This is a genomic window from Streptomyces sp. NPDC033270 (assembly GCF_055576575.1).
This window is the reverse complement of sequence record NZ_JBVIRA010000029.1, coordinates 1-22,371: the sequence shown is the minus strand read 5'-3', so window position 1 is coordinate 22,371 and position 22,371 is coordinate 1. Positions and strand designations below refer to the sequence as shown.

The 22,371-nt window shown below is 72.8% G+C and carries 21 protein-coding genes and 1 pseudogene; 8 read left to right on the top strand and 14 right to left on the bottom strand.

Features of this window, described 5'->3' with window-relative positions; all coding sequences use genetic code 11:
• Positions 1-74: 74 nt before the first annotated feature.
• Together ACZ5XZ_RS31930 and ACZ5XZ_RS31925 are read right to left on the bottom strand one after the other, a co-directional pair.
• Entirely contained in the window at positions 75-1,472 is a 1,398-nt protein-coding gene (locus ACZ5XZ_RS31930; protein ID WP_468984407.1) for a GNAT family N-acetyltransferase, read from the bottom strand.
• Between the two features lie 84 nt (positions 1,473-1,556).
• On the bottom strand, positions 1,557-3,131 hold the full coding sequence (locus tag ACZ5XZ_RS31925; RefSeq protein ID WP_468984404.1) for an alkaline phosphatase D family protein: 1,575 nt from the start codon (positions 3,129-3,131) through the stop codon (positions 1,557-1,559).
• 324 nt (positions 3,132-3,455) lie between these two features.
• Between ACZ5XZ_RS31925 and ACZ5XZ_RS31920 the strand changes: the two genes are divergently transcribed.
• Complete coding sequence (locus ACZ5XZ_RS31920) at positions 3,456-4,340, top strand: RNA polymerase sigma-70 factor (protein WP_468984401.1); 885 nt, start codon at positions 3,456-3,458, stop codon at positions 4,338-4,340.
• A gap of 370 nt (positions 4,341-4,710) precedes the next feature.
• Entirely contained in the window at positions 4,711-5,457 is a 747-nt protein-coding gene (locus ACZ5XZ_RS31915) for a GntR family transcriptional regulator (RefSeq protein WP_468984399.1), read from the top strand.
• 83 nt (positions 5,458-5,540) lie between these two features.
• Here ACZ5XZ_RS31915 and ACZ5XZ_RS31910 read toward each other — a convergent pair whose 3' ends face one another.
• The 3 genes and pseudogenes from ACZ5XZ_RS31910 to ACZ5XZ_RS31900 form a co-directional block, all read right to left on the bottom strand.
• A complete protein-coding gene (locus ACZ5XZ_RS31910) occupies positions 5,541-6,698 on the bottom strand; it encodes an ROK family protein (protein ID WP_468984396.1) in 1,158 nt (385 codons plus the stop codon).
• A gap of 88 nt (positions 6,699-6,786) precedes the next feature.
• Complete coding sequence (locus tag ACZ5XZ_RS31905; RefSeq protein ID WP_468984394.1) at positions 6,787-7,437, bottom strand: response regulator; 651 nt, start codon at positions 7,435-7,437, stop codon at positions 6,787-6,789.
• 38 nt (positions 7,438-7,475) lie between these two features.
• Positions 7,476-8,689, bottom strand: a pseudogene (locus tag ACZ5XZ_RS31900) (sensor histidine kinase).
• A gap of 128 nt (positions 8,690-8,817) precedes the next feature.
• Between ACZ5XZ_RS31900 and ACZ5XZ_RS31895 the strand changes: the two are divergent.
• The 3 genes from ACZ5XZ_RS31895 to ACZ5XZ_RS31885 are packed head-to-tail and all read left to right on the top strand — an operon-like array spanning position 8,818 to position 10,992.
• The gene (locus tag ACZ5XZ_RS31895) at positions 8,818-9,747 is read left to right on the top strand and encodes an ATP-binding cassette domain-containing protein (RefSeq protein WP_468984393.1); all 930 of its coding nucleotides are present in this window, start codon (positions 8,818-8,820) and stop codon (positions 9,745-9,747) included.
• Positions 9,748-9,751: 4 nt separating this feature from the next.
• Positions 9,752-10,486: an ABC-2 transporter permease gene (locus ACZ5XZ_RS31890; protein WP_468984390.1), complete on the top strand. Its 735-nt coding sequence runs from the start codon at positions 9,752-9,754 to the stop codon at positions 10,484-10,486.
• Positions 10,487-10,545: 59 nt separating this feature from the next.
• Positions 10,546-10,992 (top strand): hypothetical protein, encoded by a 447-nt coding sequence (locus ACZ5XZ_RS31885; protein WP_468984388.1) that lies wholly within the window; start codon positions 10,546-10,548, stop codon positions 10,990-10,992.
• Here ACZ5XZ_RS31885 and mug read toward each other — a convergent pair.
• From mug to ACZ5XZ_RS31870, 3 genes are all read right to left on the bottom strand, one after another.
• Positions 10,989-11,570 carry a G/U mismatch-specific DNA glycosylase gene (mug, locus tag ACZ5XZ_RS31880; protein WP_468984386.1) on the bottom strand — a complete coding sequence of 194 codons (582 nt, stop codon included), beginning with the start codon at positions 11,568-11,570 and terminating at the stop codon, positions 10,989-10,991. The genes ACZ5XZ_RS31885 and mug overlap by 4 nt on opposite strands.
• Positions 11,571-11,581: 11 nt before the next feature.
• Positions 11,582-13,015 carry an adenylosuccinate lyase gene (purB, locus tag ACZ5XZ_RS31875; protein WP_468984588.1) on the bottom strand — a complete coding sequence of 478 codons (1,434 nt, stop codon included), beginning with the start codon at positions 13,013-13,015 and terminating at the stop codon, positions 11,582-11,584.
• Between the two features lie 176 nt (positions 13,016-13,191).
• Entirely contained in the window at positions 13,192-14,028 is an 837-nt protein-coding gene (locus ACZ5XZ_RS31870) for an SGNH/GDSL hydrolase family protein (protein ID WP_468984383.1), read from the bottom strand.
• A gap of 125 nt (positions 14,029-14,153) precedes the next feature.
• On the opposite strand from ACZ5XZ_RS31870, the gene ACZ5XZ_RS31865 reads away from it, so the two are divergent.
• Positions 14,154-14,777 carry a TetR/AcrR family transcriptional regulator gene (locus ACZ5XZ_RS31865; protein ID WP_468984380.1) on the top strand — a complete coding sequence of 208 codons (624 nt, stop codon included), beginning with the start codon at positions 14,154-14,156 and terminating at the stop codon, positions 14,775-14,777.
• Here ACZ5XZ_RS31865 and ACZ5XZ_RS31860 read toward each other — a convergent pair.
• The 6 genes from ACZ5XZ_RS31860 to ACZ5XZ_RS31835 all read right to left on the bottom strand — a co-directional run bounded on the left by ACZ5XZ_RS31860 (position 14,746) and on the right by ACZ5XZ_RS31835 (position 21,301).
• Complete coding sequence (locus ACZ5XZ_RS31860; protein WP_468984378.1) at positions 14,746-15,996, bottom strand: FAD-dependent oxidoreductase; 1,251 nt, start codon at positions 15,994-15,996, stop codon at positions 14,746-14,748. The two genes, ACZ5XZ_RS31865 and ACZ5XZ_RS31860, sit on opposite strands and share 32 nt — an antisense overlap.
• A gap of 95 nt (positions 15,997-16,091) precedes the next feature.
• Entirely contained in the window at positions 16,092-17,111 is a 1,020-nt protein-coding gene (locus ACZ5XZ_RS31855) for a hemolysin family protein (protein ID WP_468984375.1), read from the bottom strand.
• Positions 17,108-18,451, bottom strand: coding sequence for a hemolysin family protein (locus tag ACZ5XZ_RS31850; protein WP_468984373.1), 1,344 nt, complete (start codon positions 18,449-18,451; stop codon positions 17,108-17,110). Before ACZ5XZ_RS31850 ends, ACZ5XZ_RS31855 begins: the two co-directional genes overlap by 4 nt.
• Positions 18,452-18,624: 173 nt before the next feature.
• Positions 18,625-19,047: a GNAT family N-acetyltransferase gene (locus tag ACZ5XZ_RS31845; RefSeq protein ID WP_468984371.1), complete on the bottom strand. Its 423-nt coding sequence runs from the start codon at positions 19,045-19,047 to the stop codon at positions 18,625-18,627.
• 251 nt (positions 19,048-19,298) lie between these two features.
• On the bottom strand, positions 19,299-19,601 hold the full coding sequence (locus tag ACZ5XZ_RS31840) for a hypothetical protein (protein ID WP_468984369.1): 303 nt from the start codon (positions 19,599-19,601) through the stop codon (positions 19,299-19,301).
• 218 nt (positions 19,602-19,819) lie between these two features.
• Positions 19,820-21,301: an APC family permease gene (locus ACZ5XZ_RS31835; RefSeq protein ID WP_468984366.1), complete on the bottom strand. Its 1,482-nt coding sequence runs from the start codon at positions 21,299-21,301 to the stop codon at positions 19,820-19,822.
• Positions 21,302-21,486: 185 nt separating this feature from the next.
• Here ACZ5XZ_RS31835 and ACZ5XZ_RS31830 point away from each other — a divergent pair, with 185 nt between their 5' ends.
• Positions 21,487-21,762: a toxin-antitoxin system HicB family antitoxin gene (locus tag ACZ5XZ_RS31830; protein WP_468984363.1), complete on the top strand. Its 276-nt coding sequence runs from the start codon at positions 21,487-21,489 to the stop codon at positions 21,760-21,762.
• A complete protein-coding gene (locus tag ACZ5XZ_RS31825; RefSeq protein ID WP_468984361.1) occupies positions 21,759-22,130 on the top strand; it encodes a fic family toxin-antitoxin system, toxin component in 372 nt (123 codons plus the stop codon). The genes ACZ5XZ_RS31830 and ACZ5XZ_RS31825 overlap by 4 nt, the downstream gene beginning before the upstream one ends.
• Positions 22,131-22,371 lie beyond the last annotated feature (241 nt).

Here is a 22,371-nt window from a genome sequence, read left to right as displayed (position 1 = left end):
CGCCGTCGCCGTACGGCGCGGCCGGCCGGGCGCCGCCACGCCCGGCCGGCCGCTGGATCACGGCCCCGCCCGGCTCAGCGGCGGCCGCTGCCGTCCTGGACGCGGACACTCTCGTGGGACTCCCGCCGGGCCGGGACTCCCGCCGGACGGGCGGTGATCACCAGCGTGCCCTCCTCGATCTGGTAGTCCAGCGGCAGCCCGAGGCCGCGCATCGCCGCCACCATCCCCGTGTTGGACGCCTGGGTGATCGCGTAGACGCTCTCGCAGCCGGTCTCGGCCGCCATCGCCACCAGCCGCCGCAGCAGCTCGCCGCCCACCCCGCGCTGCTGCCAGTCGTCCTCGACCAGCAGCGCGACCTCGGTCTCGTCGCCGTCCCACAGCAGATGGCCGAGCGCCACCAGCCGGCCGGACGCGGTCTCGACGGCCAGGGTGCGGCCGAACCGCGGGCTCAGCAGATGCCCGAGGTAGCGGTCCGCGTCGCCGACCGGACCGTGGTAGCGCAGCGCGAGCGTCCGCGTCGAGCAGCGGTCGTGCATCTCGCGCGCCGCGACCAGATCGGAGGTGTCGGCACGGCGGACCGTTATCTCGTTGCCCTCCGGCAGGGTCAGCACATCGCGCCGCCGCGGCACCCGCTGGCCGAGCCTGGTGTCCAGCTCGACCAGCGCGCGGACCCGCGCGAACTCGGTGGGGGTGAACGGCAACTGCGGCCTTTCGATGGTGAGCGAACCCCCGGAGGGGTCGCGGAACTTCATCACGTGCTCCTCCAGAACGCCTTCCGCGGGCACCTGCTCGGCGAGGGGCTGACCGGTCAGCGAGCGCGCGGGGACCGAATGGATCGTGCAGCGCCCCAGCAACTGCCGGAGCGCCAGGGGAAGTTCGGCGGAGTCCAGGGCCGTACGGGTCGCCAGGCCCAGCATCCGGGTCGGCGCGTCGACGAGGTCGTGCGCATCGGCCCGCTCCAGCCAGCTGTGGGCGCCGCCCGCGCCGGCCACCGTACGGGTCAGCTCGCCGGGAGCCAGTGAGGCGGGCGCGCGCAGCAGGAACTCGTCGACCGTGCCCGCCGACAGCGGGTGGGTCTGCAGGCTGAGGATGTCCACCCGCCGCGCGGCCAGAGCCGTGCACAGCGCGGCCAGGCTGCCCGGCTCGTCACGGACCGTGGTCCGCATCCGCCACAGCGTCGTCTCCTCACCGGCGGCCCGGGAGGCCGGATCGGCGGGGGACGGCGCCGTGGCGCCGGTATCGGTCGGTGGCGAGGCGCTTTCGTGGCGTCGTGTCCACCAGATGTGGAAGCCGGCCGTGGCGACCAGGGCCACCGCCGCGGCGCACAGCAGCACCGGGCCCGACGGGCCGTGGGCGACGGTGTTGGCGACGGCGTCGGCCACCGCGACGGCCGTGAACAGGGCCGCCAGCTCGACGACGTCCCGGCGCCAGTGATGGCGGCGGGAGGAATTGGCAGAGGATGTTCCAGTCATGCACACAAGCCTTGCCGACCGGTGTTGCCTGATCGCCAACACCTTGTGTCCGACGAGTAAAAGACGCAATCGGCGCATTGGCCTCTACTGTCCTACCCGTCCCGGTTGGAGCACCTTGGTGAACAACACTTCGCTGCCCTCCTGACGCAGCCGCACCGTCAGCTCCCCGCTCCCCCCGTCGATGTCGATCTCGCCGAAGTTCTGCGGAGTCTCCGCAGGGGAGGTGTTGGCACGGTCCGGCGCCTTGATGAACGGCTGCGTGGGCCCGAAAGTTCCATCGAGTTTCAGCGCCTGGAACCCGCCCGCGTTCAGCGGTCCCGACACGAACTCCCAGAACGGCTCGAAGTCCTTGAACGCCGCCCGCTCCGGCGCGTAGTGCTGCGCCGACGTGTAGTGCACGTCCGTCGTCAGCCATACGGTCCCGGTGATCCGGTCGTGCTTGATGTGCCGCAGCAGCTCGGCCAACTGCAGCTCGCGCCCCAGGGGAGCGCCGGGATCGCCCTGCGCCACCGCCTCGAAGTCGGTCTTGCCGTCTGGGACGACCAGGCCCAGCGGCATGTCGGAGGCGATCACCTTCCACACCGCCTGCGAGCGGGACAGCTCCCGCTTGAGCCAGCGCAGCTGCTCGGCCCCCAGGATGCCCTGCGGGTCGTCGGTCTGCCGGCCCGGCGAGTTGGCGTTGCGGTAGCGGCGCATGTCGAGCACGAACACATCGAGCAGCGGCCCGTGGTGCACCACGCGGTAGACCCGGCCATCCCGGTCGGGCCGCAGCGTACGGATGGGGAAGTACTCGCCGAAGGCGCGCAGCGACCGCGCGGAGAGCACATCCGCGTCCTTCTCCGTGTAGCGGGCGTCGTCGAGCAGCTGCCCCGGGTACCAGTTGTTGTGCACCTCGTGGTCGTCCCACTGGGTGATCGTCGGCACCTGCGCGTTGAACCGGCGCAGATTGTCGTCCAGCAGGTTGTAGCGGAACGCGCCCCGGAACTCGGCGAGGGTCTCGGCGACCTTCGCCTTCTCCTCGGTGGTCACATTCCGCCAGATCCGGCCGTCCGGCAGGGTCACCTTCTCGGTGATCGGGTTGTCCGCGTAGATGTTGTCGCCGCTGCACAGGAAGAAGTCCGGATTCCGGCGCCGCATCTCCTCGTAGATGCGGTAGCCGCCACGGTCCGGATTGATGCCCCAGCCCTGGCCGGCGAGGTCCCCCGACCAGTGGAAGCGGACGTCCTCGCGGCGGTGCGCGGGCGCCGTGCGGAAGGTGCCGGAGACCGGTTCGCCGGTGCGCCGGGGGTCGTCCGGGTCGGCGAGCAGCACCCGGTAGTGGACCTGCTCGCCCGGTGGCAGGCCGTGCAGCGCGGTGACGCCGGTGAAGTCCGTGCCCGCTCCGATCACCGGGCCGCGCCAGGTCCTGGCGTTGCGGAACGACTCGGTCGCCGCGGTCTGCACCACCATCCGGGCCGGCCGGTTCGACCGTACCCAGACCAGCCCCGAGGACGTGGTCACATCCCCCACCTGCACACCCCAGTCGGCGCTCGGCCGCCCGCCGCGGGCCTGCGACGGCGCGGCACAGGAGAGCACGGGCAGTGCCAGCGCCGCGGAACCCGCCGCGGTGCCCTGCAGCAGCGACCGCCGTCCGAAGCCGCCGCCGGATCCCTGCGCCATCTCAAACCTCCATACCGTCACCGAGTTGCTGATGACCCGTTGGTATCGCTGCCGTGTGCCCCGCAGCGGAACGGGCGGTGAACAGCATGGTGTTCACCGCCCGTGCGGGCCCGGCCCATCGTCGCAACACCACCGGCCGATCGCCAGGACACCACCGGAACGTTTACGGCACCTGGACCCACGCAGCCACCCCTGTACCTCACGGGGCGCCCCAACCGTCCCCTGGGGCGGACGATCCGGGGGACGGCCCACTGGCATGGTGGCGCCCGTCGCACTCCGCCGTTTCCGCTGGACAACGCGGGGATGGCCCGGTGGGATGGACGGGTGCTGAAGGAAACCGAGACCGACGTCTTTGAGGAACACCGCCCCGTCCTGTTCGGGGTGGCCTACCGCATGCTCGGCCGGGTGGCCGACGCCGAGGACGTGGTCCAGGACGCCTGGCTGCGCTGGTCGGGCACGGACCGGGCGGCGGTGCGCGAGCCGCGCGCCTTCCTCGTACGGATCACCACCCGGCTGGCCATCGACCGGCTCCGGCAGGTCCAGTCGCGGCGCGAGTCGTATGTGGGCCCCTGGCTGCCGGAACCCCTGGCGACCGACTTCGGCGGCACCGCACCGGACAGCGTGGAACGCACGGTGTTCGCCGAGTCCGTCACCCTCGCCGTGCTCGTCACCATGGAGTCGCTCTCCCCGTTGGAGCGCGCGGTGTTCGTGCTGCGCGAGGCCTTCGGCTATCCGTACGCGGAGATCGCCGAGGCCCTGGACCGCAGTGAGGCCGCGGTGCGCCAGCTGGCGGGCCGGGCCCGGCGGCACGTGGAGGAGGGCAAGCCGCGCTTCGAGGTCGACCCGGTGCGCCAGCGCGATCTGACCGAGCGGTTCATGGCCGCGGCGGCCGGCGAGGACCTGGAGGGGCTGCTCAGCATGCTGGCGGCGGACGCCCGGTTGGTCGGGGACAGTGGAGGGAAGGCCAAGGCGCCGCTGCGGGTCATCGAGTCCGCGGACAAGGTCGCCCGCTTCCTCGCCGCGGTCGTCAGTTCCGCACCGGCGGGCCTGGAGTCCTCCTTCACCGAACTCAACGGCGGCATCGCGCTGTTGGTGCGCCGGGGTGACGTGCCGGACTCCGTCATCCAGCTCGGCATCCGGGACGGCCGGGTCCAGACGGTCTACATCGTGCGCAACCCGGACAAGCTCGGGGCGCTGACGGCGGGCTGAGCCGCCGCCCGCAGACCGGACCGCGGGCCGGACGGCACCGGCATGCCCCCGGCCGGGCCCGGTGGTCCGAGGAATCCGGTGCGCACGAGGTGACGGAGCGCCAGGTCGGGGCTCCCTCGGCGCCCGATGAAGCGGCCCTCCCGTCTACGACGCGTCGCACACCGGGCCCGTGGGTCGCGAAACGCGTGCGGGATTGGTCTTGACCAAGGGTGGGGGCGGTCATATCGTCGGGATACTGCAACAACCTTTAATAAAGAAGCGCTCATAAACGGGAGCGCGTGCGGGCCCGCTTCCCCGGGGGCGTCGTGCGCGGGCCCGGGTTCCATGGGGGCGCTGCCCTGCGAGGGCAATGGCCAGTGCGGAGGACAGGGTGGGGACCACGCAGCTCGAAACGGTGCCGGAGCCGAAGTATTGGCACCTCAAGACCGTGCTCAGCGAGGCGCTGGACTCGGAGTTCGCGGTCGGCGAGATTCTGCCCAACGAGCGTGAGCTGGCCGCGCGGTTCGGCGTCGCCCGGGCCACGCTGCGGCAGGCGCTCGAACAGCTGGAGCTGGAGGGCAGGCTGCAGCGCCGCCGCGGTGTGGGCACCACCGTCGCACCGCCGCGGGTCGGCGTCGCCGTCGACCCCGCCCGCCACACCTGGCCCGGCGCCCCGGGCGACGACTGGCAGCCGGTCGACGCCACGCAGAGCGACACCGTCCCGGCCGCCGTGGCCCGACTGCTGCGGACCGCTCCCGGAGAACAGGTGCACATCGTGCGCCGCACCCGGGTCACCAACGGCCAGCCCGTCGCCGCCGAGCTGCTGTACGTGCCGTCGGCCGCGGTTCCCGGCCACACCGAGGGGCCCGCGCGCAGCGCCCCGGCCCGCGCCCGCGCCGTGCTGCACGAGTTGCAGCAACTGGAGCTGGACGGCCAGGACCGCACGGTGGAGCTCGGCTCGGCCCGCGCGGAGGACGCCCGGCAGCTGGACCGGCTGCCCGGCGCCCCGGTTCTTGTCGTGACGACCCGCTATGTCTCCCAAGGACGGACGACCGCCGTCGCGGTGTCGACATACCGCGCGGACACCTGCCGGCTGACCTTCGGCGCGAGCGACGAGGTGTCGCTGCTGGCCGGCTGAGCCGCCGGCCCCGTGGTCACAAGGCGCCCGCGCCGGATGCTCGGATCCGGCGCGGGCCACCGCGTTTCGGGTCCCCGGAGGGCTCAACGGCGGGCGGTCGCCGTGCCCTCCACCGCGAAGAGCTCGCCCTCCACATGGTCGAGGGCCAGCCGCAGCGCGCCGGTGGCGACCGCCGCCTCGCCCAGCAGGGACAGCGCCACCTGCGGAGGGCGCAGACAGTAGCGCGCCAACTCCCCGCGCAGCGGCTCCAGTACACCGTCCAGGCCCGCCGCCCAGCCGCCGATCACGACCAGCTCCGGATCGAGCGCCAGCACCAGCGCCGCGACATCGTGCACCAGCCGCCGGATGAAGCGGTCCACGGCCTCCCGGGCCCCCGCGTCGCCGTCCCGCGCGGCCGCGAAGACCGCGGCGACCTGCGCCTCGTCCAGAGGGTGCAGCGGCTCACCAGTCGTCGACAGCAGCTTCTCCGGCGTCGCCTCGCGCCCCAGCAGGTGCAGTGCGCCGATCTCCCCGGCGGCCCCGCCGAACCCGCGGTGCAGCCGGCCGCCGATCAGCGCGCCGGCTCCCGGGCTGAGCCCGGCCAGGACGAACACGAGGTCGTCCGAGCCGGCCGCCGCGCCCTGCCAGTGCTCGGCGACCGCGGCGGCGTTGGCGTCGTTCTCGACCAGCACCGGGCAGCGGAACGACCGCCGCAGCCGCTCGCCCAGCGGCAGTCCCGTCCAGCCCGGCAGCGCGGTGCCCAGCCGTACGGTGCCGTCCGCCTCCACGATGCCGGGGGTGGCCACACCGACGGCCCGCAGCGAACCGCGCGCCACGCCCGTGCGGCGCAGCAGATCGGCCACCACGGCGCGGACCCGCTCCAGCCGCTCGTCGGCCGGTGCCGTCTCCAGGACCGGCCGCTGCGCGCTGTCCAGCACCCGCCCGCTCAGATCGGACAGCAGGGCCGACACGCGGTGCGGGCCGATCTCGACGCCCAGCAGGTGCCCGGCCTCGGTACGGAACCGGAACCGGCGGGCCGGGCGCCCCTGGCGGCGGGCCTCGCCCTCCTCGGCGGGCGCCTCGGCCACCAGCCCGGTCTCGATGAGCCCCTCGACCACGCCCTCGACCGTCGGCCGGGACAGACCCGTCACCTGAACGAGGTGGGTGAGCGTGGCGGAGTCCGCGGCGCGCAGCGCATGCAGCACCACCGCGGAGTTGATCCGTCGCAGCAGGGAGGGGTCCCCGCCGGTGAGCCGCCCCAACGTCCGTCTCCCTCGCTCTGTTCGTGTGTGGCGGATCGTAACCGGTCAGGGGGTGTGCGGCGAGCCCCGGACGGGGCACCCGCCGAGGTCAGCCGGGCGCGACGAACCCCGATTCGTACGCGGCGATGACCGCCTGTGTGCGGTCCCGGGCCCCCAGTTTCCCCAGCACCGCGCTGACGTGCGTCTTGACGGTCTCCGCGCCCACGACGAGTTCCCCGGCGATCTCCGCGTTCGACAGGCCCCGGGACATCAGCCGCAGCACCTGCCGCTCCCGTTCGGTGAGCGCGGCCCGCTCGAAGTCCGCCCGGGCCCGTGCGTTGCTGCGGCCGGCCGCCATGGTGCGCAGCGACGCCGGCAGCAGCAGCGAGCCGCCCTCGGCGACGAGCCGCACCGCATGCACGATCTCGGCGGGCCGGGCGCGCTTGAGCAGGAAGCCGTCCGCGCCGGCGCGCAGGGCCTCGTAGACGTAGTCGTCGTCCTCGAACGTGGTGACGACGAGGATCCGGGGCGGCTCGGCCACAGACCGGAGCACCGCACGGGTCGCCGCGATGCCGTCCAGCAGCGGCATCCGCACGTCCATGGCGATCACGTCCGGCCGCAGCTGACGCACCATCGGGACCACGGAGGCGCCGTCGGCCGCCTCGCCGGCCACCTCGATATCGGGCTGGGCCTCCAGGATGGCCCGCAGACCGGCCCGGACCAGCGGTTCGTCATCGACGAGGAGTACGGATATCGGCACGGGATCACCCTAGGGTCTGTCCTCATCAGAGTCTGTCCTCATCGGCGCAGCGGCAGGCGGACGCGGACCCGCCACTCGTCGCCTTCCGGCCCGGTTTCGGCCTCGCCGTCGAGGAGCGCGGCCCGTTCGCGGATACCGCGCAGACCGCGGCCGCCGCCGCCGGGCTCCGGCGCGGCGGGCAGGGCGTTGCGTATCTCCAGCTCCAGCGCGTCGGCGTCGGCCGCTATCGCACCGACACCGGCACCGGGCCCGCGTGCCGCAGCACATTGGTCAGCGCCTCCTGCACCATGCGGTAGCCCTCCCGTGACACCGGTCCGGGCAGGGCCTCCAGCGGGCCGGTCACCTCGGCGCGGACCGCCGCCCCCGCCGCCCGCGCCGACTCCAGCAGGCGGTCGGCGTCGGTGAGCGCCGGCCGGTCGGCGGGTCTGGGGGCGTCCTCGCGCAGCAGCCGCAGCGCCCGCTCCAGGTCGGCGAGTGCCTGGCGGCCGGTGTCCTCGATGGCGGCCAGCGCCCGGTCGGTGAACTCGGGCGAGCCGGTGGCGCGGGCCGCGCCCGCCTGTATCACGGTGACGGTCAGCGCGTGACCGACCGAATCGTGCAACTCCTGGGCCAGTCGGTTGTGTTCCAGGATGCGTTCCGTACGGGCTTCGAGCGCGGCGAGCCGCTCGGCCGCCGAGGGGCCCAGCAGCAGCCGTGCGGCACCGGCCATCAGCGCGCCCGCCCCGACCGCCACGGCCAGCAGCGCCACGAGGGGGAGCGGCGCGAGCAGGCCGTACCACCAGTGGGGCGTGTCGATCGCGGGCCAGCCGCTGACGTGGGTGGCGCGTCCCGTGGCGGCCCGGATCAACACCACGGTCAGTGCGGGCAATTGGAGGGACAGGGCCGTCATCGCCACACCGGCTTCGAGCCGGAGCAGCAGCCATACGGCCGTACGGCCGCGGTCGCGCCAGGTGGCCGACGGTGCGGTGGCGATCCGGGCGGAGCCGCGCTCGGCGGCGCCGAACCGGCCGGGCATCAGCAGCAGCTTGGCCTGCAGGCCCTCGATGCGCCGGACCGCGGGCACCAGCGCGGCCAGCAGCAGGAACGGCACGGGCATGGTCGCGAACACCAGCCACGGCCCGCCATGGCCCGGACGGAACGTCCCGCCGCGCAGAAACCCCGTCAGGACCCCCGCCACCGAGCCGGTCAGCAGATGCAGCCAACGGCTGTAGGTGACGGGCCGGAGGAGTGGCTTGAGCACGGCGTGGTGCACAGCCGAGAGGGAGAAGGACACCCCGTCATCGTGCCAGCGGCCACTGACATCCGGCCTCCCCCGGGCGGGGGAGGCGCTCCCCGGCTGCGGGGGAGGTCAGGGGCCCAGGCGGGCGCCAGCCTTGAGGCATGACCGCAATCGAAGTGCAGCAGCTGACGAAGGTCTACGGCGCCGTGCGGGCCGTCGACGACCTCACCTTCCGGGTGGAGCCGGGCCGGGTCACCGGCTTCCTCGGCCCCAACGGGGCCGGCAAGTCGACCACGATGAGGATGGTCGTCGGGCTGGACCACCCCACCTCGGGGACCGCCACTGTGGGCGGCCGGGCGTTCCGGGAGCTGGCGGACCCGCTGCGGCACGTGGGGGCGATGCTCGACGCCGGCGCCGCCCATGGGGGTCGCCGCGCCCGTGACCACCTGCTCGCCCTCGCCCACAGCAACCGCATCCCCGCGCGGCGGGTGGCGCAGGTACTGGGCGAGACCGGACTGTCGGCCGCGGCGCGCAGGCGGGTGCGGACCTTCTCCCTGGGGATGCGGCAGCGGCTCGGCATCGCGGCCGCGCTGCTCGGCGACCCCGCCGTGCTGATGCTGGACGAGCCCGCCAACGGACTCGACACGGAGGGGATCGTCTGGATCCGCAAGCTCCTCAAGCGCCTGGCCGCCGACGGCCGTACGGTGCTGGTCTCCAGCCATCTGATGACCGAGACCGCGCTCACCGCCGACCACCTGATCGTGCTGGGACGCGGCCGGCTGCTCGCCGACACCGCCCTGGACGACTTCCTGCGTGAGCACGCCGGACGGCGGGTGCGGGTGCGGACGACCGACGGCGCCCGGCTCCGTGCCGAACTGGCCCGGGTCGGCTGGGAGGCGGCGCCGGACGGCTCGGGCGGCTGGCTCGTCGAGGGCGCCGACCACTCCGACATCGGCGCGCTGGCCGCCCGGCACGGCATCCCGGTCCTCGAACTCGCCGACGAGCCCGCCTCGTTGGAGGACGCCTACCTGCGGCTGACCGCCGAAGCCACCGAATTCGTCTCCGCCGCCCCGCGGACTCAGGAGGTCTGACGCCATGCCGTTCACCGCCGTCCTCCGCTCCGAGTGGACGAAGCTCCGCTCGCTGCGCTCCCTGTCGTACAGCCTCGCCGTGCTCCTGGTGGTGACCGTCGCGATCGGCTTCGTCGTCTGCTCCGGCTACGACGGCCGGGACGCGCACTTCGACCCGGTGTTCAACGCCTACTTCGGGCTGAACATCGGGCAGTTCGGAGCCATCGTGTGCGGAGTGCTCACGGTCGCGGGGGAGTGGTCCAGCGGCTCCATCCGGGTCTCGCTGGCCGCGGTCCCGCGACGCGGGCTGCTTTACGCGGGCAAGCTCGTCACCGTGGGCTCACTCGCGCTCGCGGTCGGGCTGGTCGCCGGGTTCGCGTCGGTCGCCGGGGGACAGGCACTCCTCGGCGACGCGGGAGTGGCCCTCGGTTCGCCCGGCGTGCTGCGGTCGGCCGTCGGCTGCGGGATCTACTTCGGGCTGCTGGCGGTGTTCTCCGCCGGGATCGGGGCGCTGCTGCGCAGTCCCGTCGGCGCCCTGAGCCTCCTCGTCCCGCTCTTCCTCTCCCTCGGCCCGATGCTCGGCTCACTGAAGGCGACCAGAGAGGTGGGCCAGTTCCTGCCCGACCGGGCGGGGCAGCAGATCCTGCACCTGGTGCCCGAAGGGGCGCTCGGCCCGTGGCCCGGCATCGCGGTGCTGGCCGGCTGGGCGGCGCTCGCGGCGGCGGCCGGACTGTGGTCGCTGCTGCGCCGGGACGTCTGAGCGCCTAGGTCGTGTCCGAGGGAACGTCAATTGTCAGACCCGGCGGGTTTACTGACGACATGACGCTTGACGAGCAGCTGACCACGATCGATGCGTTGCGCCTGCGGGCGTTCCCGGCGCAGCGGATCCGCTCCGGCCTGGTCGAGAGCGGTCCGGGCTTCCACATAGCCGATCTGCGGGTCAGCGAGGATTTCTGGGATGCGGACCTGACCGAGGTGGCGGAGGCCGAGGAGGAGTTCGAGGCCGAGCTGACGGCGCTGGTGCAGGCGCTGTCGTTACGGTGGGGCGAGCCGGAAACCCTCGATCTCACCCCTCATTTGGAGCGGACGGCGAGTGGGCTCCCGGTCCCGCCGCCGCTGGACACGCTGTGCGGATACGTTCCCCTGATGCACGGCTGGCGGGTACGCGGCCGCTGGATCGGTGTGGGGGTGGGACAGGGAGACCGCGAGCTGCCGTTCCAGCTGCTGGTCGCGGTGGGGGAGGAGGCAGTGGGCGGCGGACGCTAGCGCGCGGCCGGGGACTCGTCGCCTGCCGGGTCGTCCGGTGCGAAGGCCGCCGCTCGCAGACGGCCGTACTCCTCCGCCATCGTCTGCAGCGTCCAGTGGGCGTTCAGACCGCTGGGGTTGGGCAGCGCCCAGATGCGGGTGCCGCCCAGGGTGCGCTCCTGCGGCCCGATTACGGCGTGCTTGTCGTCGAAGGCGACGCGGTACGCCGTGACACCGGCGACGGCGAGCCAGCGCGGCCGCAGCCGGGCGACCTTCTCGGCCAGCAGCCGGCCGCCCTCGCGGTACTCCGCCGCGGTCAGCTCGTCGGCCTTGGCGGTCGCCCGGGCCACGACATTGGTGATGCCGAGGCCGTGCGCGAGCAGCTCGTCCTGCTCGGCGGGCTCGAACCGGCGGGGCGTGAAGCCGGAGGCGTGCAGCACCGGCCAGAAGCGGTTGCCGGGCCGGGCGAAATGGTGGCCGGTCGCCGCCGTCATCAGACCGGGGTTGATCCCGCAGAAGAGCACGCGCAGGCCGCTCGCGGCCACGTCCGGGACGAGGCGGTCGCGAGCGGCTGCCAGCTCTTCGGGGGTGAAGCGCACGGCGGTTCGCGTCAGAGGATCGCGCCCGGCGTGTACGCCGCGGCTTCCGGGTGCTGCTTGGCGATCTCCTCGATCCGGGCGACGACGGACGCCACCTGGTCGGCCGCCGCACCCGTGAAGGAGAGCTTGTCCGCCATCAGCGCGTCCAGCTGCGCCTTGTCCAGCGGGATCCGGGCGTCCGCGGCCAGCTTGTCCAGCAGCTCGTTGCGCTCGGCGCCCTGCTCGCGCATGGCCAGCGCCGAGGCGACCGCGTTCTCCTTGATCGCCTCGTGTGCCTCCTCGCGGCCCACACCGGCGCGCACGGCACCCATCAGCACCTTCGTCGTGGCGAGGAAGGGCAGATAGCGGTCCAGCTCGCGGGCGACGACGGCGGGGAAGGCGCCGAACTCGTCCAGGACGGTCAGGAAGGTCTCCAGCAGGCCGTCCAGCGCGAAGAAGGAGTCCGGCAGTGCGACGCGGCGCACCACGGAGCAGGAGACATCGCCCTCGTTCCACTGGTCGCCGGAGAGTTCACCGGCCATCGAGGCGTAGCCGCGCAGGATCACCATCAGGCCGTTGACGCGCTCGCAGGAGCGGGTGTTCATCTTGTGCGGCATCGCCGAGGAACCGACCTGGCCGGGCTTGAAGCCCTCGGTCACCAGCTCGTGGCCGGCCATCAGCCGGATGGTCTTGGCGATCGACGACGGGGCGGCGGCCAGCTGCACCAGCGCGGTGACCACGTCGTAGTCCAGGGAGCGCGGGTAGACCTGGCCGACGGAGGTGAAGGCCCGGCCGAAGTCGAGGTGCGCGGCGATCCGCTGCTCCAGTTCGGCGAGTTTGGCGCTGTCGCCGCCCAGCAGGTCGAGCATGTCCTGGGCGGTGCCGACGGGGCCCTTGATACCGCGCAGCGGGTAGCGGGCGAGCAGGTCCTCCAGCCGGGCGTAGGCCACCAGCAGCTCGTCCGCCGCGGTCGCGAAGCGCTTGCCCAGCGTCGTGGCCTGCGCGGCGACGTTGTGCGAGCGGCCCGCCATCACCAGCTCGGCGTGCTGGGCCGCCAGAGAGCCCAGGCGCGCCAGCACGGCGACCGTACGGTCCCGCATGAGCTCCAGCGACAGCCGCACCTGCAGCTGCTCGACGTTCTCCGTCAGATCGCGGGAGGTCATGCCCTTGTGGACCTGCTCATGGCCGGCGAGGGCGTTGAACTCCTCGATGCGGGCCTTGACGTCGTGCCGGGTGACCTTCTCGCGCTCGGCGATCGAGGCCAGGTCGACGGTCTCCAGGACCCGCTCGTAGTCGGCCAGCGCCTGCTCGGGGACCTCCACCCCCAGGTCCTTCTGCGCACGCAGCACGGCAAGCCACAGCTTCCGCTCCAGCTTGACCTTGTACTCGGGGGACCACAGCACGGCCAGCTCCGTGGAGGCATAGCGGCCGGCCAGGACATTGGGGATGCGAGGCTTCGCAGACACAGCAGTCACGTGGTGAGAGTCTACTGGCGGTTCGCGCAGGCCAGCGCCCCGGTCCCGGCTGTGTTTTCCTCCAAGGGGCGAGCCGGGGGCGCACCCGCTGCGCGGCCGCACGACCGGGTACGGTCACGGCCGGCATCCGGACGGCTCCCGGACAGGCGCCCGGGCGGGGCTCCGGTTTACGCCCCCACCCCTCGCCACTCCGCCACCGGGCCGGGGTTCGCGTGGTCCCCGGGGGTGACCCAGAAGGCCTGGCCCAGTTCGGCGTCGAAATGGGCGCCGGTCCGGCCGTCCCCCGAGGACCGGCCGGTCAGCCGACGGCCTATCCAGGGGCCCAGATGTTCCCGCGCGAACCGGAGATCCGCCGTACGCCGTGCGCGCCAGCCCGGCGGTGCGGCGGCCGGCAGCGGAGTGTCCCAGTCCGCTGCGGGCGGCAGGCCGAGTGCCTGCCAGACGGCCTCCGCCACCCGGCGGTGCCCCTCGGCGTTCAGATGCAGCCGGTCGTCCGCCCACAGCCGCGGATCGGCCAGCGCCCGCGACCCGTACAGGTCCACGACCACCGCGCCGTGCCGCGCGGCCACCTCGTCGATCCCTGCGAACAGCTGCTCCATCCGCGGCCGGAAGCGCTCCAGCACCGGGCCCCGCCGGCCCGGGCTGCGCATCAGCACCAGCTGTCCGCCACCCCTGGCCAGTAGCCCGGCCGCGTTCTCCAGCGTGGCGCACACCTCCGCCACATCGCAGCGCGGCCGCAGCACGTCGTTGAGGCCGCCCACCAGGGTCACCAGGTCCGCGCCCATCGAGGCGGCCGGCCCGCACTGCTCGTCGGCGATCTGCCCGATGAGTTTGCCGCGCACCGCGAGGTTGGCGTAGCGGAAGTCGGGGGTGCGGGCCGCCAGCCGGGCGGCGAGCAGATCGGCCCAGCCGCGGTACGAGCCGTCCGGCAGGCCGTCCGACATCCCCTCGGTGAAGCTGTCGCCGACCGCGACGAAACTGGTGTAACGGGCATTCGTCTCCATGGCGGAGAGATCCTACCGTCCGCCATACCGGTCGGTACGGCCAGCTCCCCCGGCCGTACCGGGCCCGCCGCGGTGTACGGTCTGAGGTGCTCCGAACAGCCAGGAAAGGGACAGGTGGGCGCGCGATGACTCCCCGCCGGGGCGACGGCCCCGACGCGCTGACGTTCACCGAGCGGGCCCGCCGGCAGCAGCTCATCGAGGCCACCATCGACCTGGTCGCCACCCGCGGCTACCCCGCGACCTCGCTGTCGGCCATCGCCGAGCGGGCCGGGCTGTCCAAGGCCGCGGTGCTCTACCACTTCTCCTCCAAGGACAACCTGACCCGGGCGGCGCTGGAGCAGGTGATGGGGCAGTTCAGCGCCTATGTCACCGAGCGACTGGCGCAGGCGTCCGGCCCCCGCGAAGCGGTCATCGCCTATGTGCGGGCGATGGTCGGCTATCAGCAGGCCAACCGCCGCCATGTCCGCGTGATCACCGAGATGCTGCTCGACGACGAGGGGGGCACCCGGCTCAAGACACCGGGCTCGCATGACACCCACGACCGCTGGCAGACCCTCGCCGCCCTGCTGACGGAGGGTCAGCAGGCGGGTGTGCTGCGGGAGTTCCACGCCCCGACGATCGCGCTGGCGATCGGTGGGGCGATCGACGGGGTGATCGCCCACTGGCTGGCCCACCCGGAGCTCGACCTCGACGCCGCGGCGACGGAGCTGGTGGAGTTCACGCTCCGCGCGATCGAGCCGCAGGACTGATCCGCCGGGCGAAGGCGGGCGCACGCTCGGGGCGGATGCCGACTCCGCCCAGATAGCCGGTCACGGTCCGCAGTGGCGGCACCCACCGCAGCAGCCGCATCGGCACCGGCAGGCGGTCGCCGTCGAGCGTGCCGGCCAGCGCGGAGCGGATCATGGCGTGCTCGGCCCGCTGGGACCTCTGCACCACCGCCGTCGGCAGCTCCCGCCGCCGCTGCACCCGGGCCGCCTCCGCCACCCCGACCCGGCCCCGGCGCAGCGGTTCGGCCAGGATCCGGGCCGCGGCGACCGCGTCCTGCAGTGCCAGATTGACCCCCACGCCACCGACCGGCGACATGGTGTGCGCGGCGTCCCCGATGCACAGCAGCCCCGGCCGGTGCCAGCGCCGCAGCCGGCCGAACGTCACCTCCAGCAGCTTGACGTCGTCCCAGGAGCGGATCGCGCCGGTCACCTCGTCGTCCCAGTCGAACAGCGCGCCCAGCCGGTCCCGCAGCCACTGGATGTCGTGGGCGCGCAGCTCGGCGTCCCGGCCCTTCCCGATCAGGTAGGAGGTCTGGTAGTACGTGCCGCGGTCCATGGTGACGGCCGCCTGGCCGCCGCCGAAACGGGCGAAGACCCGGCCGTCCTTCTGGCCGTCGGCGGGGGCGTCCACGCGCACCTGCCAGACGTCCATCGGCACCTCGAACAGCTGCTGTCGCAGCCCGGCCGCCCGCCGCACCACCGAGTCCCGCCCGTCGCAGGCGACGGTCAGATCCGCGGCCAGCTCGCCGGGCGCCCCGTGCTCGTCGGTGAACCGCACCCCGGTCACCCGGCCTCCGTCGGTGCGCAGCCCGGTGACCTCGGTGCGCATCCGCAGGGTGAACCCCGGCTCCTCGGCGCCCGCGCCCGCGAGCAGATCGAGGAAGTCCCACTGCGGCACCATGGCGATGTACTTGTGCCGGCCCGGTATGCGCCGCAGATCGCCCATCACGACCGTCGTGCCGCCGATCCGCGCCCGCATCTCCGCCAGCTTGGCGAACGGCAGCCGCGCGAACGCCTCCCCGAGGCCGAGCTCGTCCAGTAGCCGCAGGGTCGACGGGTGGATGGTGTCCCCGCGGAAGTCGCGCAGGAAGTCCCCGTGCTTCTCCAGGACGGTCACCTCGACGCCGGCCCTGGCCAGCAGCAGTCCCAGCATCATTCCGGCGGGTCCCCCGCCCACGATGCAGCAGGTGGTGCGGTCCATGTGCATGCCCCCTCAACGCGCCTGTAACCGATCGGTCAGCAATCTAACCGATCGGTCAGGCGCGTCGGAATCCGCCCCCGGCTCTCCCTGTCCCGTCAGCCGGCGGGCCGCTGCAGCACCAACTCCCTGAGCACGTCCTCCATCGTCACCAGCCCGGCCAGCCGTCCGTCGTCGCCGATCACCGCGGCCAGATGCGTACGCGATCCGCGCATCGCCGTCAGCACGTCGTCCAGCGGCGTCGCGGCCTTGACCCGGGCGATCGGGCGCAGCGCGGCAACCGGGAACGGCAGTCGGCGCGGGGAGGCGTCCAGGGCGTCCTTGACGTGCAGATAGCCCAGGATGCGACCGTTGTCGTCGAGGACCGGGAAGCGCGAGAAGCCGGAGTCGGCGGCCAGCTGCTCCAGCTCCTCGGGGGTGGTTCCGATCCGCGCGGAGACGACTCTTTCGGCGGGCAGGACCACGTCCCTGACCGGGCGGCGGCCCAGCTCCAGGGCGTCCCGCAGCCGCTCCCGGGCCCGCTCGTCGAGCAGCCCGGCCTGCTGGGAGTCCTCGACCATCTTCGCCAGCTGGTCGTCCGAGAAGGTCGCGGTCACCTCGTCCCTGGTCTCCACCCGCAGCAGCTTGAGCAGCCCGTTGGCGAGCGCGTTGATGCCGAAGATCACCGGTCGCAGCGCCCGGGTCAGCGCGATCAGCGGCGGCCCCAGGACGAGCGCGGTGCGCACCGGTTCGGCCAGCGCGACGTTCTTCGGCACCATCTCGCCGAAGAGCATGTGCAGGTACGTGGCCAGCGACAACGCGATCACGAACGAGATCGGGTGGATCAGCGTGTGCGAGATCCCCACGGCGCGGAAGACCGGTTCGAGGAGGTGCGCGATGGCGGGCTCGGCGACCGCGCCCAGGACCAGCGTGCACAGTGTGATGCCCAGCTGGGCGGCCGCCAGCAGGGCCGAGACGTGCTGCAGCCCCCACAGCACGCTGGTCGCCCGGCGGTCACCGCGCGCGGCGTACGGCTCGATCTGGCTGCGGCGCACCGAGATCATGGCGAACTCGGCACCCACGAAGAAGGCGTTGACGACCAGCGTCAGCAGACCCACGAAGAGCTGGAGCGCGGTCATCGGCCGGCCCCCGTCTCCCGCTCGGCGCTGCTGCCGGGCGGCGGGGCGTGCAGCAGCACCCGCGCCGCGCGATGGCCGGAGGCGTCCAGTACGTCCATCGACCAGCCGGCCACCTCGAGGCGGTCGCCGGTGACCGGTATCCGGCCCAGCTCGGTGGCGATCAGTCCGGCGAGGGTCTCGTAGGGGCCCTCCGGCAGCCGCAGACCGATCCGCTCCAGCTGGTCGGTGCGTGCCGCGCCGTCGGCCTGATAGACCTCGCGGCCCTCGGCGTCGGTGCCGGCCGGCGCGAGGTCGGGGGTCTCCATCGGGTCGTGTTCGTCGCGGACCTCGCCGACCACTTCCTCGACGATGTCCTCCAGCGTCGCGACACCGGCCGTACCGCCGTACTCGTCGATGACCACGGCCATCGTGCGCCTGCCGGACAGCCGGTCCAGCAGCCGGTCCACGGTGAGCGTCGCGGGGACCAGCAGCGGCTCGCGCAGCAGCTCGGACACCGGATGGCGGGGGCGGCGCTCGGCCGGGATGGTCAGCACGTCCTTGATGTGCGCCACCCCGACGACGCTGTCCAGGCTGCCGCGGTAGACGGGGAACCTCGACAGCCCCGTCGCCCGGGTGGCGTTGGCGACGTCCTCCGCGGTGGACTGCACGTCCAGCGCCACCACCTGCACCCGCGGCGTCATGACGTTCTCCGCGGTCAGATCGGCGAGATTGAGGGTGCGGACGAACAGCTCGGCGGTGTCGGCCTCCAAGGCGCCCTCCCTCGCGGAGTGCTGGGCCAGCGCCACCAGTTCCTGCGGGCCCCGCGCCGAGGCGAGTTCCTCGGCGGGTTCCAGTCCCATCCGGCGGACCGCGTGGTTCGCGGTGTTGTTGAGATGCCTGATGAACGGCTTGAACGTGGCGCTGAAGCCGCGCTGGGCCGTGGCGACCTTCTTGGCGATGGCCAGCGGACTGGAGATGGCCCAGTTCTTGGGGACCAGCTCACCGACGACCATCAGGACGACCGTGGAGATCGCCGTACCGAGCACCAGGGCCAGCGACTGTGCGGCCGCGCTCGGCAGCCCCATCGCGTCCAGCGGCCCCGCCAGCAGGGTGGCGATCGCCGGTTTGGACAGCATGCCGATGACCAGGCCGGTGACCGTGATGCCGAGCTGGGCGCCGGAGAGCTGGAAGGTCAGACCGCGGACCGCTTTCAGCGCGCTGTCCGCGCCCCGCTCGCCGCGCTCGGCGGCGCGTTCGAGGTCGCTGCGCTCCACGGTCGTCAGCGAGAACTCGGCCGCGACGAAGACACCACAGGCCAGGGTCAGCAGGAGCGCCACGCCCAGCAGGAGCAGGTCGGTCATCGAGTCACCTCCGTCCCATGATCGAACACGATCGGGAGGTTTGCGCAATGTCGCCGGGTCGCTCGACAACTGGGAGGCTCGCCCATGGTTGGACGCTCACACACCTTTCACCGGAGTAGCGGAACCACCATGGTAAAGGCTTGGCAAAGCTGGGAGTGTCGGGGGCCCGCCCCTCAGGCCAGCGGCTTGGTCCATCGCCGCCAGTGATCCTCGCGCCGGTACCCCGCCGCGGCCCAGGCGTGGTGGGCCGGCTCGTTCGCCTCCAGCACCATGGCGTCACCGCGCCGCCCGCCCAATGCCACAAAGCGCTCTTCGGCGGCTTCCAGGAGGGCCTTCGAGACGCCCTGCCGGCGCCGGGACGGGTGGACGGCGAGCCGGTACAGCGACGCCCGCCAGCCGTCCCAGCCGGCGATCACCGTTCCGACGAGGACCCCGTCCGCCTCGGCCAGGAGCAGCGCACCGGGGTCCCGTTCGACCAGGCGCGTCACCCCGGCGACGTCGTCGCTGATGCTGGTCCCCTCGGCGGCGGTCTCCCAGAAGTCGAGCACGGCCCCGGCGTCCGCGGGAACGGCCGAGCGGATATCTATGTCGATCATGGTGTCGAGCCAAGCACCAGCCGGCCCCGGTCCGCCAGTCGTTTCCCGGGTTCCCCGCGCCGATACGACGCTGCCCCCAGGCCCGGAGCGGGACCTGGAGGCGAGGGCGGGTGCCGCACCACTGTGGCGCGACGAGGCGACAAGGCCGTGCGGGCACCGATCGTCCCCGGGAGCACGGGACCGCGAGGCCGCCGGGATCCCGGTACGGGCCCGGTGCGGGCCCAGTGCGGTGTGTGACGGGAGCCGCCCCGTCAGATGGCGCCCCCGGTACGCGGTGCCGGCTCACTGTTGTCGAGGAGGGTCAGGTCGATGCGGCAGAGGTGGGCCCGGTCGATCGTCTCGCCGATCACACCGCCGGTCACGATGTGGCCGAGGAGGCCGGTGCTGCCGTTCTGCTGCTCGGGCACCTGGCAGGTGCGGTTGGGCTCCGCGTAGTGGCTCGAGCGGTTCGAGGTGGTCGGGCTCGGCTTGGCGGCCCAAGCGCTGCCCATGGACACACAGCCGGCCGCCATGACGGCCGTGAGCACCGTGGCGACATGTCTCTTCGTCAGCATCATTTCTACCTTCCCCGGTTGGGACAGCAAAGCCGCGCGGTTCCGCACCGCCGCCGGAAGGTCTTCCACTGCGCTGCCCGGGGAGACCGCATCGCTCCCGGAATCCGCCCTTTCGGCGCACGGTGCGGCGACCGGCCGGCGAACCCCACCGGCTACCGCCGCGGCGCCAGCCGCGGTTCTGCGGGCCGTTGCCGCCGATCAGCAGCGGCGGCCCCGGGCTACCGGTCCGGACCGGGCCCGGGCTGATCGTGGCCCGGCTGCGGGCGGATGCGCTGGACGACGTACCCGGCGGCGGCGACGGCCAGGAGCAGCGCGACCGTGCCGAGGGTGAAGGTCTCGAAGGCGAAGCGGGAGACGCCCCAGGTCGCCCGGAAGTCGTACGGAATGCCGACGAACGCCTCCAGGGTGCCGGGAAACAGCGCCACCCATGCGCCGAGCAGGATCCACGCGTAGACGAGCAGGTTCGCGAGGGCGAAGCCCGGGGTGCCGAAGGGGACCCGGTAGGGGCGGGGCACCTCGCGGTGGCGCAGCCGCAGCGCCAGCAGCGCGGGGATCACGGCGATATAGGAGAGCAGCAGTGTGGTGATCGCGACGGTCAGCACCACCCCGAAGATCGCCGAGGCGTCCCCGCTCGCCAGGTTCATCGCGGCGGCCATGAACATGGTGGCGGTGACGCCCGACAGCAGATTCATCCGGACCGGAGTGCCCAGCCGGGGATGGAAGACACCCAGGCCCCTGCTGAAGAACCCGCCGTCGGCGGCGGCCATCGCCTGCATCCGGTCCGCGACGATCATCCAGGCGCTGCCCTGCGTCACCAGCGCCACCGCGAACAGCACGGCGACGAAGGTCAGCAGCGGCCCGCGCCAGCTCCCGTAGATCCCGAAGACCAGCCGCGCGGCGTCCATGAACCCACCGACGCCGGTGACCTGCCCGGCCGGGGCGACACAGACGATGGCCAGGACCGGCAGCAGATAGCAGCAGGTGGCGATGGCCCCGGACAGCGCGATCGCGACCGGCACATCGCGCTGCGGATCGAGCATCTCGTCCCCCGCCGCATTGGGCGCCTCGAACCCCACGAACGCGAACAGCAGGACGGGCACCAGTGCCAGGAACCCGGCACCGCTGGGGGAGAAGGCGGCGCTCTCCAGGCCCCGGAAGCCGTGCTGGACGCCGTACGCCACCGCCGTGGCCGTGAAGAACGCCAGCGCCAGGACCTTGGCGCCGGCGCCGGCCGTGGTGATCCACTTACCGCGGCGCAACGAGACCACCGCGGTGAGAATGGCGGCCCAGATGAACACCAGCTTGAAGGCGTAGTCGGCCACCGTCCCCGAGCCGAGCGGAAAGACGAAGCCGTCCCAGGCCTCCGCCGCCACGAAGACCAGCGAACCGCCCAGCCACACGGGATTGGTGACCCAATAGAACATGGTGGCCAGCGCGGCCGCCAGCCGCCCGAACGCCACCTCCACCCAGACGTACGGGCCGCCCTCCTGCGGGAACGCGGCCCCGGTCTCGGCGAACATCAGGGCGTACGGCAGCAGGAACGCCACCGCGATCACGGCGATCCAGGTGACGGCCTGCCCGCCTCCGGAGGCGATCTGCCCGATCACATCGAAGGAGATCACGGCGGCGACGCCCATCGCCATGATGTCGAAGCGGCGCAGACTGCGCTTCAGATGCGGGACGGGTGCGGGGACGGACACTGCGGTGGTCCTCCTGAGGGCCGAGCGGTCGCGGGCGGTCCGGTCAGTCGTCCGACGGTTCACATCGTGCGGCATCCGCTCCGGCGGCATCGGCAGCGGCACGCGGGCGCACGGGCCACCCGCCCGCGCCCCGGGACCGGCGGCGATGCTTGCCGGTGCTAGCGGATGCGCGCTAGCGTGGAGGGGTGGCGAAGACACAGCTGAACGTCCGGGTGGACGAGGCCACCGCCGAAGCGGCGCGGGAGCGCGCCCTGCAGCGGGGAGTGAGCATGAACCGCTATATCGAGGAGCTCGTCCTCAAGGACGCCGGTGAGGTCGGCCAGACCTTCGTCGAGGCCGCCTCGGACTTCATGAAGCAGTACGAACGGGTCTTCGCCGAGGAATTCGGCCCGGAGACGCGCGGTGCCCCCGGCCGTACGGCCCCCGTCGACAGCCGCGAAGGACTGCCGGGCACCACGTGAACCTGCGCATCGACCTCGCCTGGCTCCTGCTCATCGCCGAACAACACACCCCCGGAGACCCCCAGGTCACCGACTGGGGCGCCCTGGTGGCCGCGGTCAGCCGGCACGAAGCCGAGATATTCGGCGTGCCCGTGTATCCCGAACCGCATGATCGTGCGGCCTGTCTGCTCCAACTCCTGCTCCACGTACCGGCCTTGGAGCGCTCCAACGCGATGTTCGCGACCGCCGTCGCCTACGGATACCTCGTCGCCAGCGGCCTGAAGATCGCCACCTCCCCGGAACAGGTCCGCGAACTGGCCCGCCTGGTGAAGGACGGCACGGCGGACGTCCATGCGATCGCGGAGGAACTGCGGGCCTGGACGATTTAGCGTTTCGCTGCGCTTGGCTGGCTTCCCACGTTGTCGGCTGGCCCGCCGTGGTGGTTGTTCGCCGTTGCGCCTGCGGCGGGCCCCTCCGCTGCGCTTTGCTGCTTCCCACGTTTTCGGCTTTCCCGCCGTGGGGGTTTCGCTTTTTTCGCCTGCGGCGGGCTGGTGCCGCTGCGCGGGGCGTTTTCGGCAGCGGGTGCGGCCCTCCGGACTCCGTCCTGCGGTCCGCCCCCTCCCGTGAGTG

Excerpts from the sequence above, each read along its gene's own strand:
- ACZ5XZ_RS31925 (WP_468984404.1), bottom strand. The coding sequence starts at position 3,131 with ATGGCGCAGGGATCCGGCGGCGGCTTCGGACGGCGGTCGCTGCTGCAG.
- ACZ5XZ_RS31845 (WP_468984371.1), bottom strand. The coding sequence starts at position 19,047 with ATGATCGACATAGATATCCGCTCGGCCGTTCCCGCGGACGCCGGGGCC.
- ACZ5XZ_RS31890 (WP_468984390.1), top strand. The coding sequence starts at position 9,752 with ATGCCGTTCACCGCCGTCCTCCGCTCCGAGTGGACGAAGCTCCGCTCG.
- ACZ5XZ_RS31860 (WP_468984378.1), bottom strand. The coding sequence starts at position 15,996 with ATGGACCGCACCACCTGCTGCATCGTGGGCGGGGGACCCGCCGGAATG.
- ACZ5XZ_RS31895 (WP_468984393.1), top strand. The coding sequence starts at position 8,818 with ATGACCGCAATCGAAGTGCAGCAGCTGACGAAGGTCTACGGCGCCGTG.
- ACZ5XZ_RS31855 (WP_468984375.1), bottom strand. The coding sequence starts at position 17,111 with ATGACCGCGCTCCAGCTCTTCGTGGGTCTGCTGACGCTGGTCGTCAAC.
- ACZ5XZ_RS31930 (WP_468984407.1), bottom strand. The coding sequence starts at position 1,472 with ATGACTGGAACATCCTCTGCCAATTCCTCCCGCCGCCATCACTGGCGC.
- ACZ5XZ_RS31870 (WP_468984383.1), bottom strand. The coding sequence starts at position 14,028 with ATGGAGACGAATGCCCGTTACACCAGTTTCGTCGCGGTCGGCGACAGC.
- ACZ5XZ_RS31840 (WP_468984369.1), bottom strand. The coding sequence starts at position 19,601 with ATGCTGACGAAGAGACATGTCGCCACGGTGCTCACGGCCGTCATGGCG.
- ACZ5XZ_RS31850 (WP_468984373.1), bottom strand. The coding sequence starts at position 18,451 with ATGACCGACCTGCTCCTGCTGGGCGTGGCGCTCCTGCTGACCCTGGCC.
- ACZ5XZ_RS31885 (WP_468984388.1), top strand. The coding sequence starts at position 10,546 with ATGACGCTTGACGAGCAGCTGACCACGATCGATGCGTTGCGCCTGCGG.
- ACZ5XZ_RS31865 (WP_468984380.1), top strand. The coding sequence starts at position 14,154 with ATGACTCCCCGCCGGGGCGACGGCCCCGACGCGCTGACGTTCACCGAG.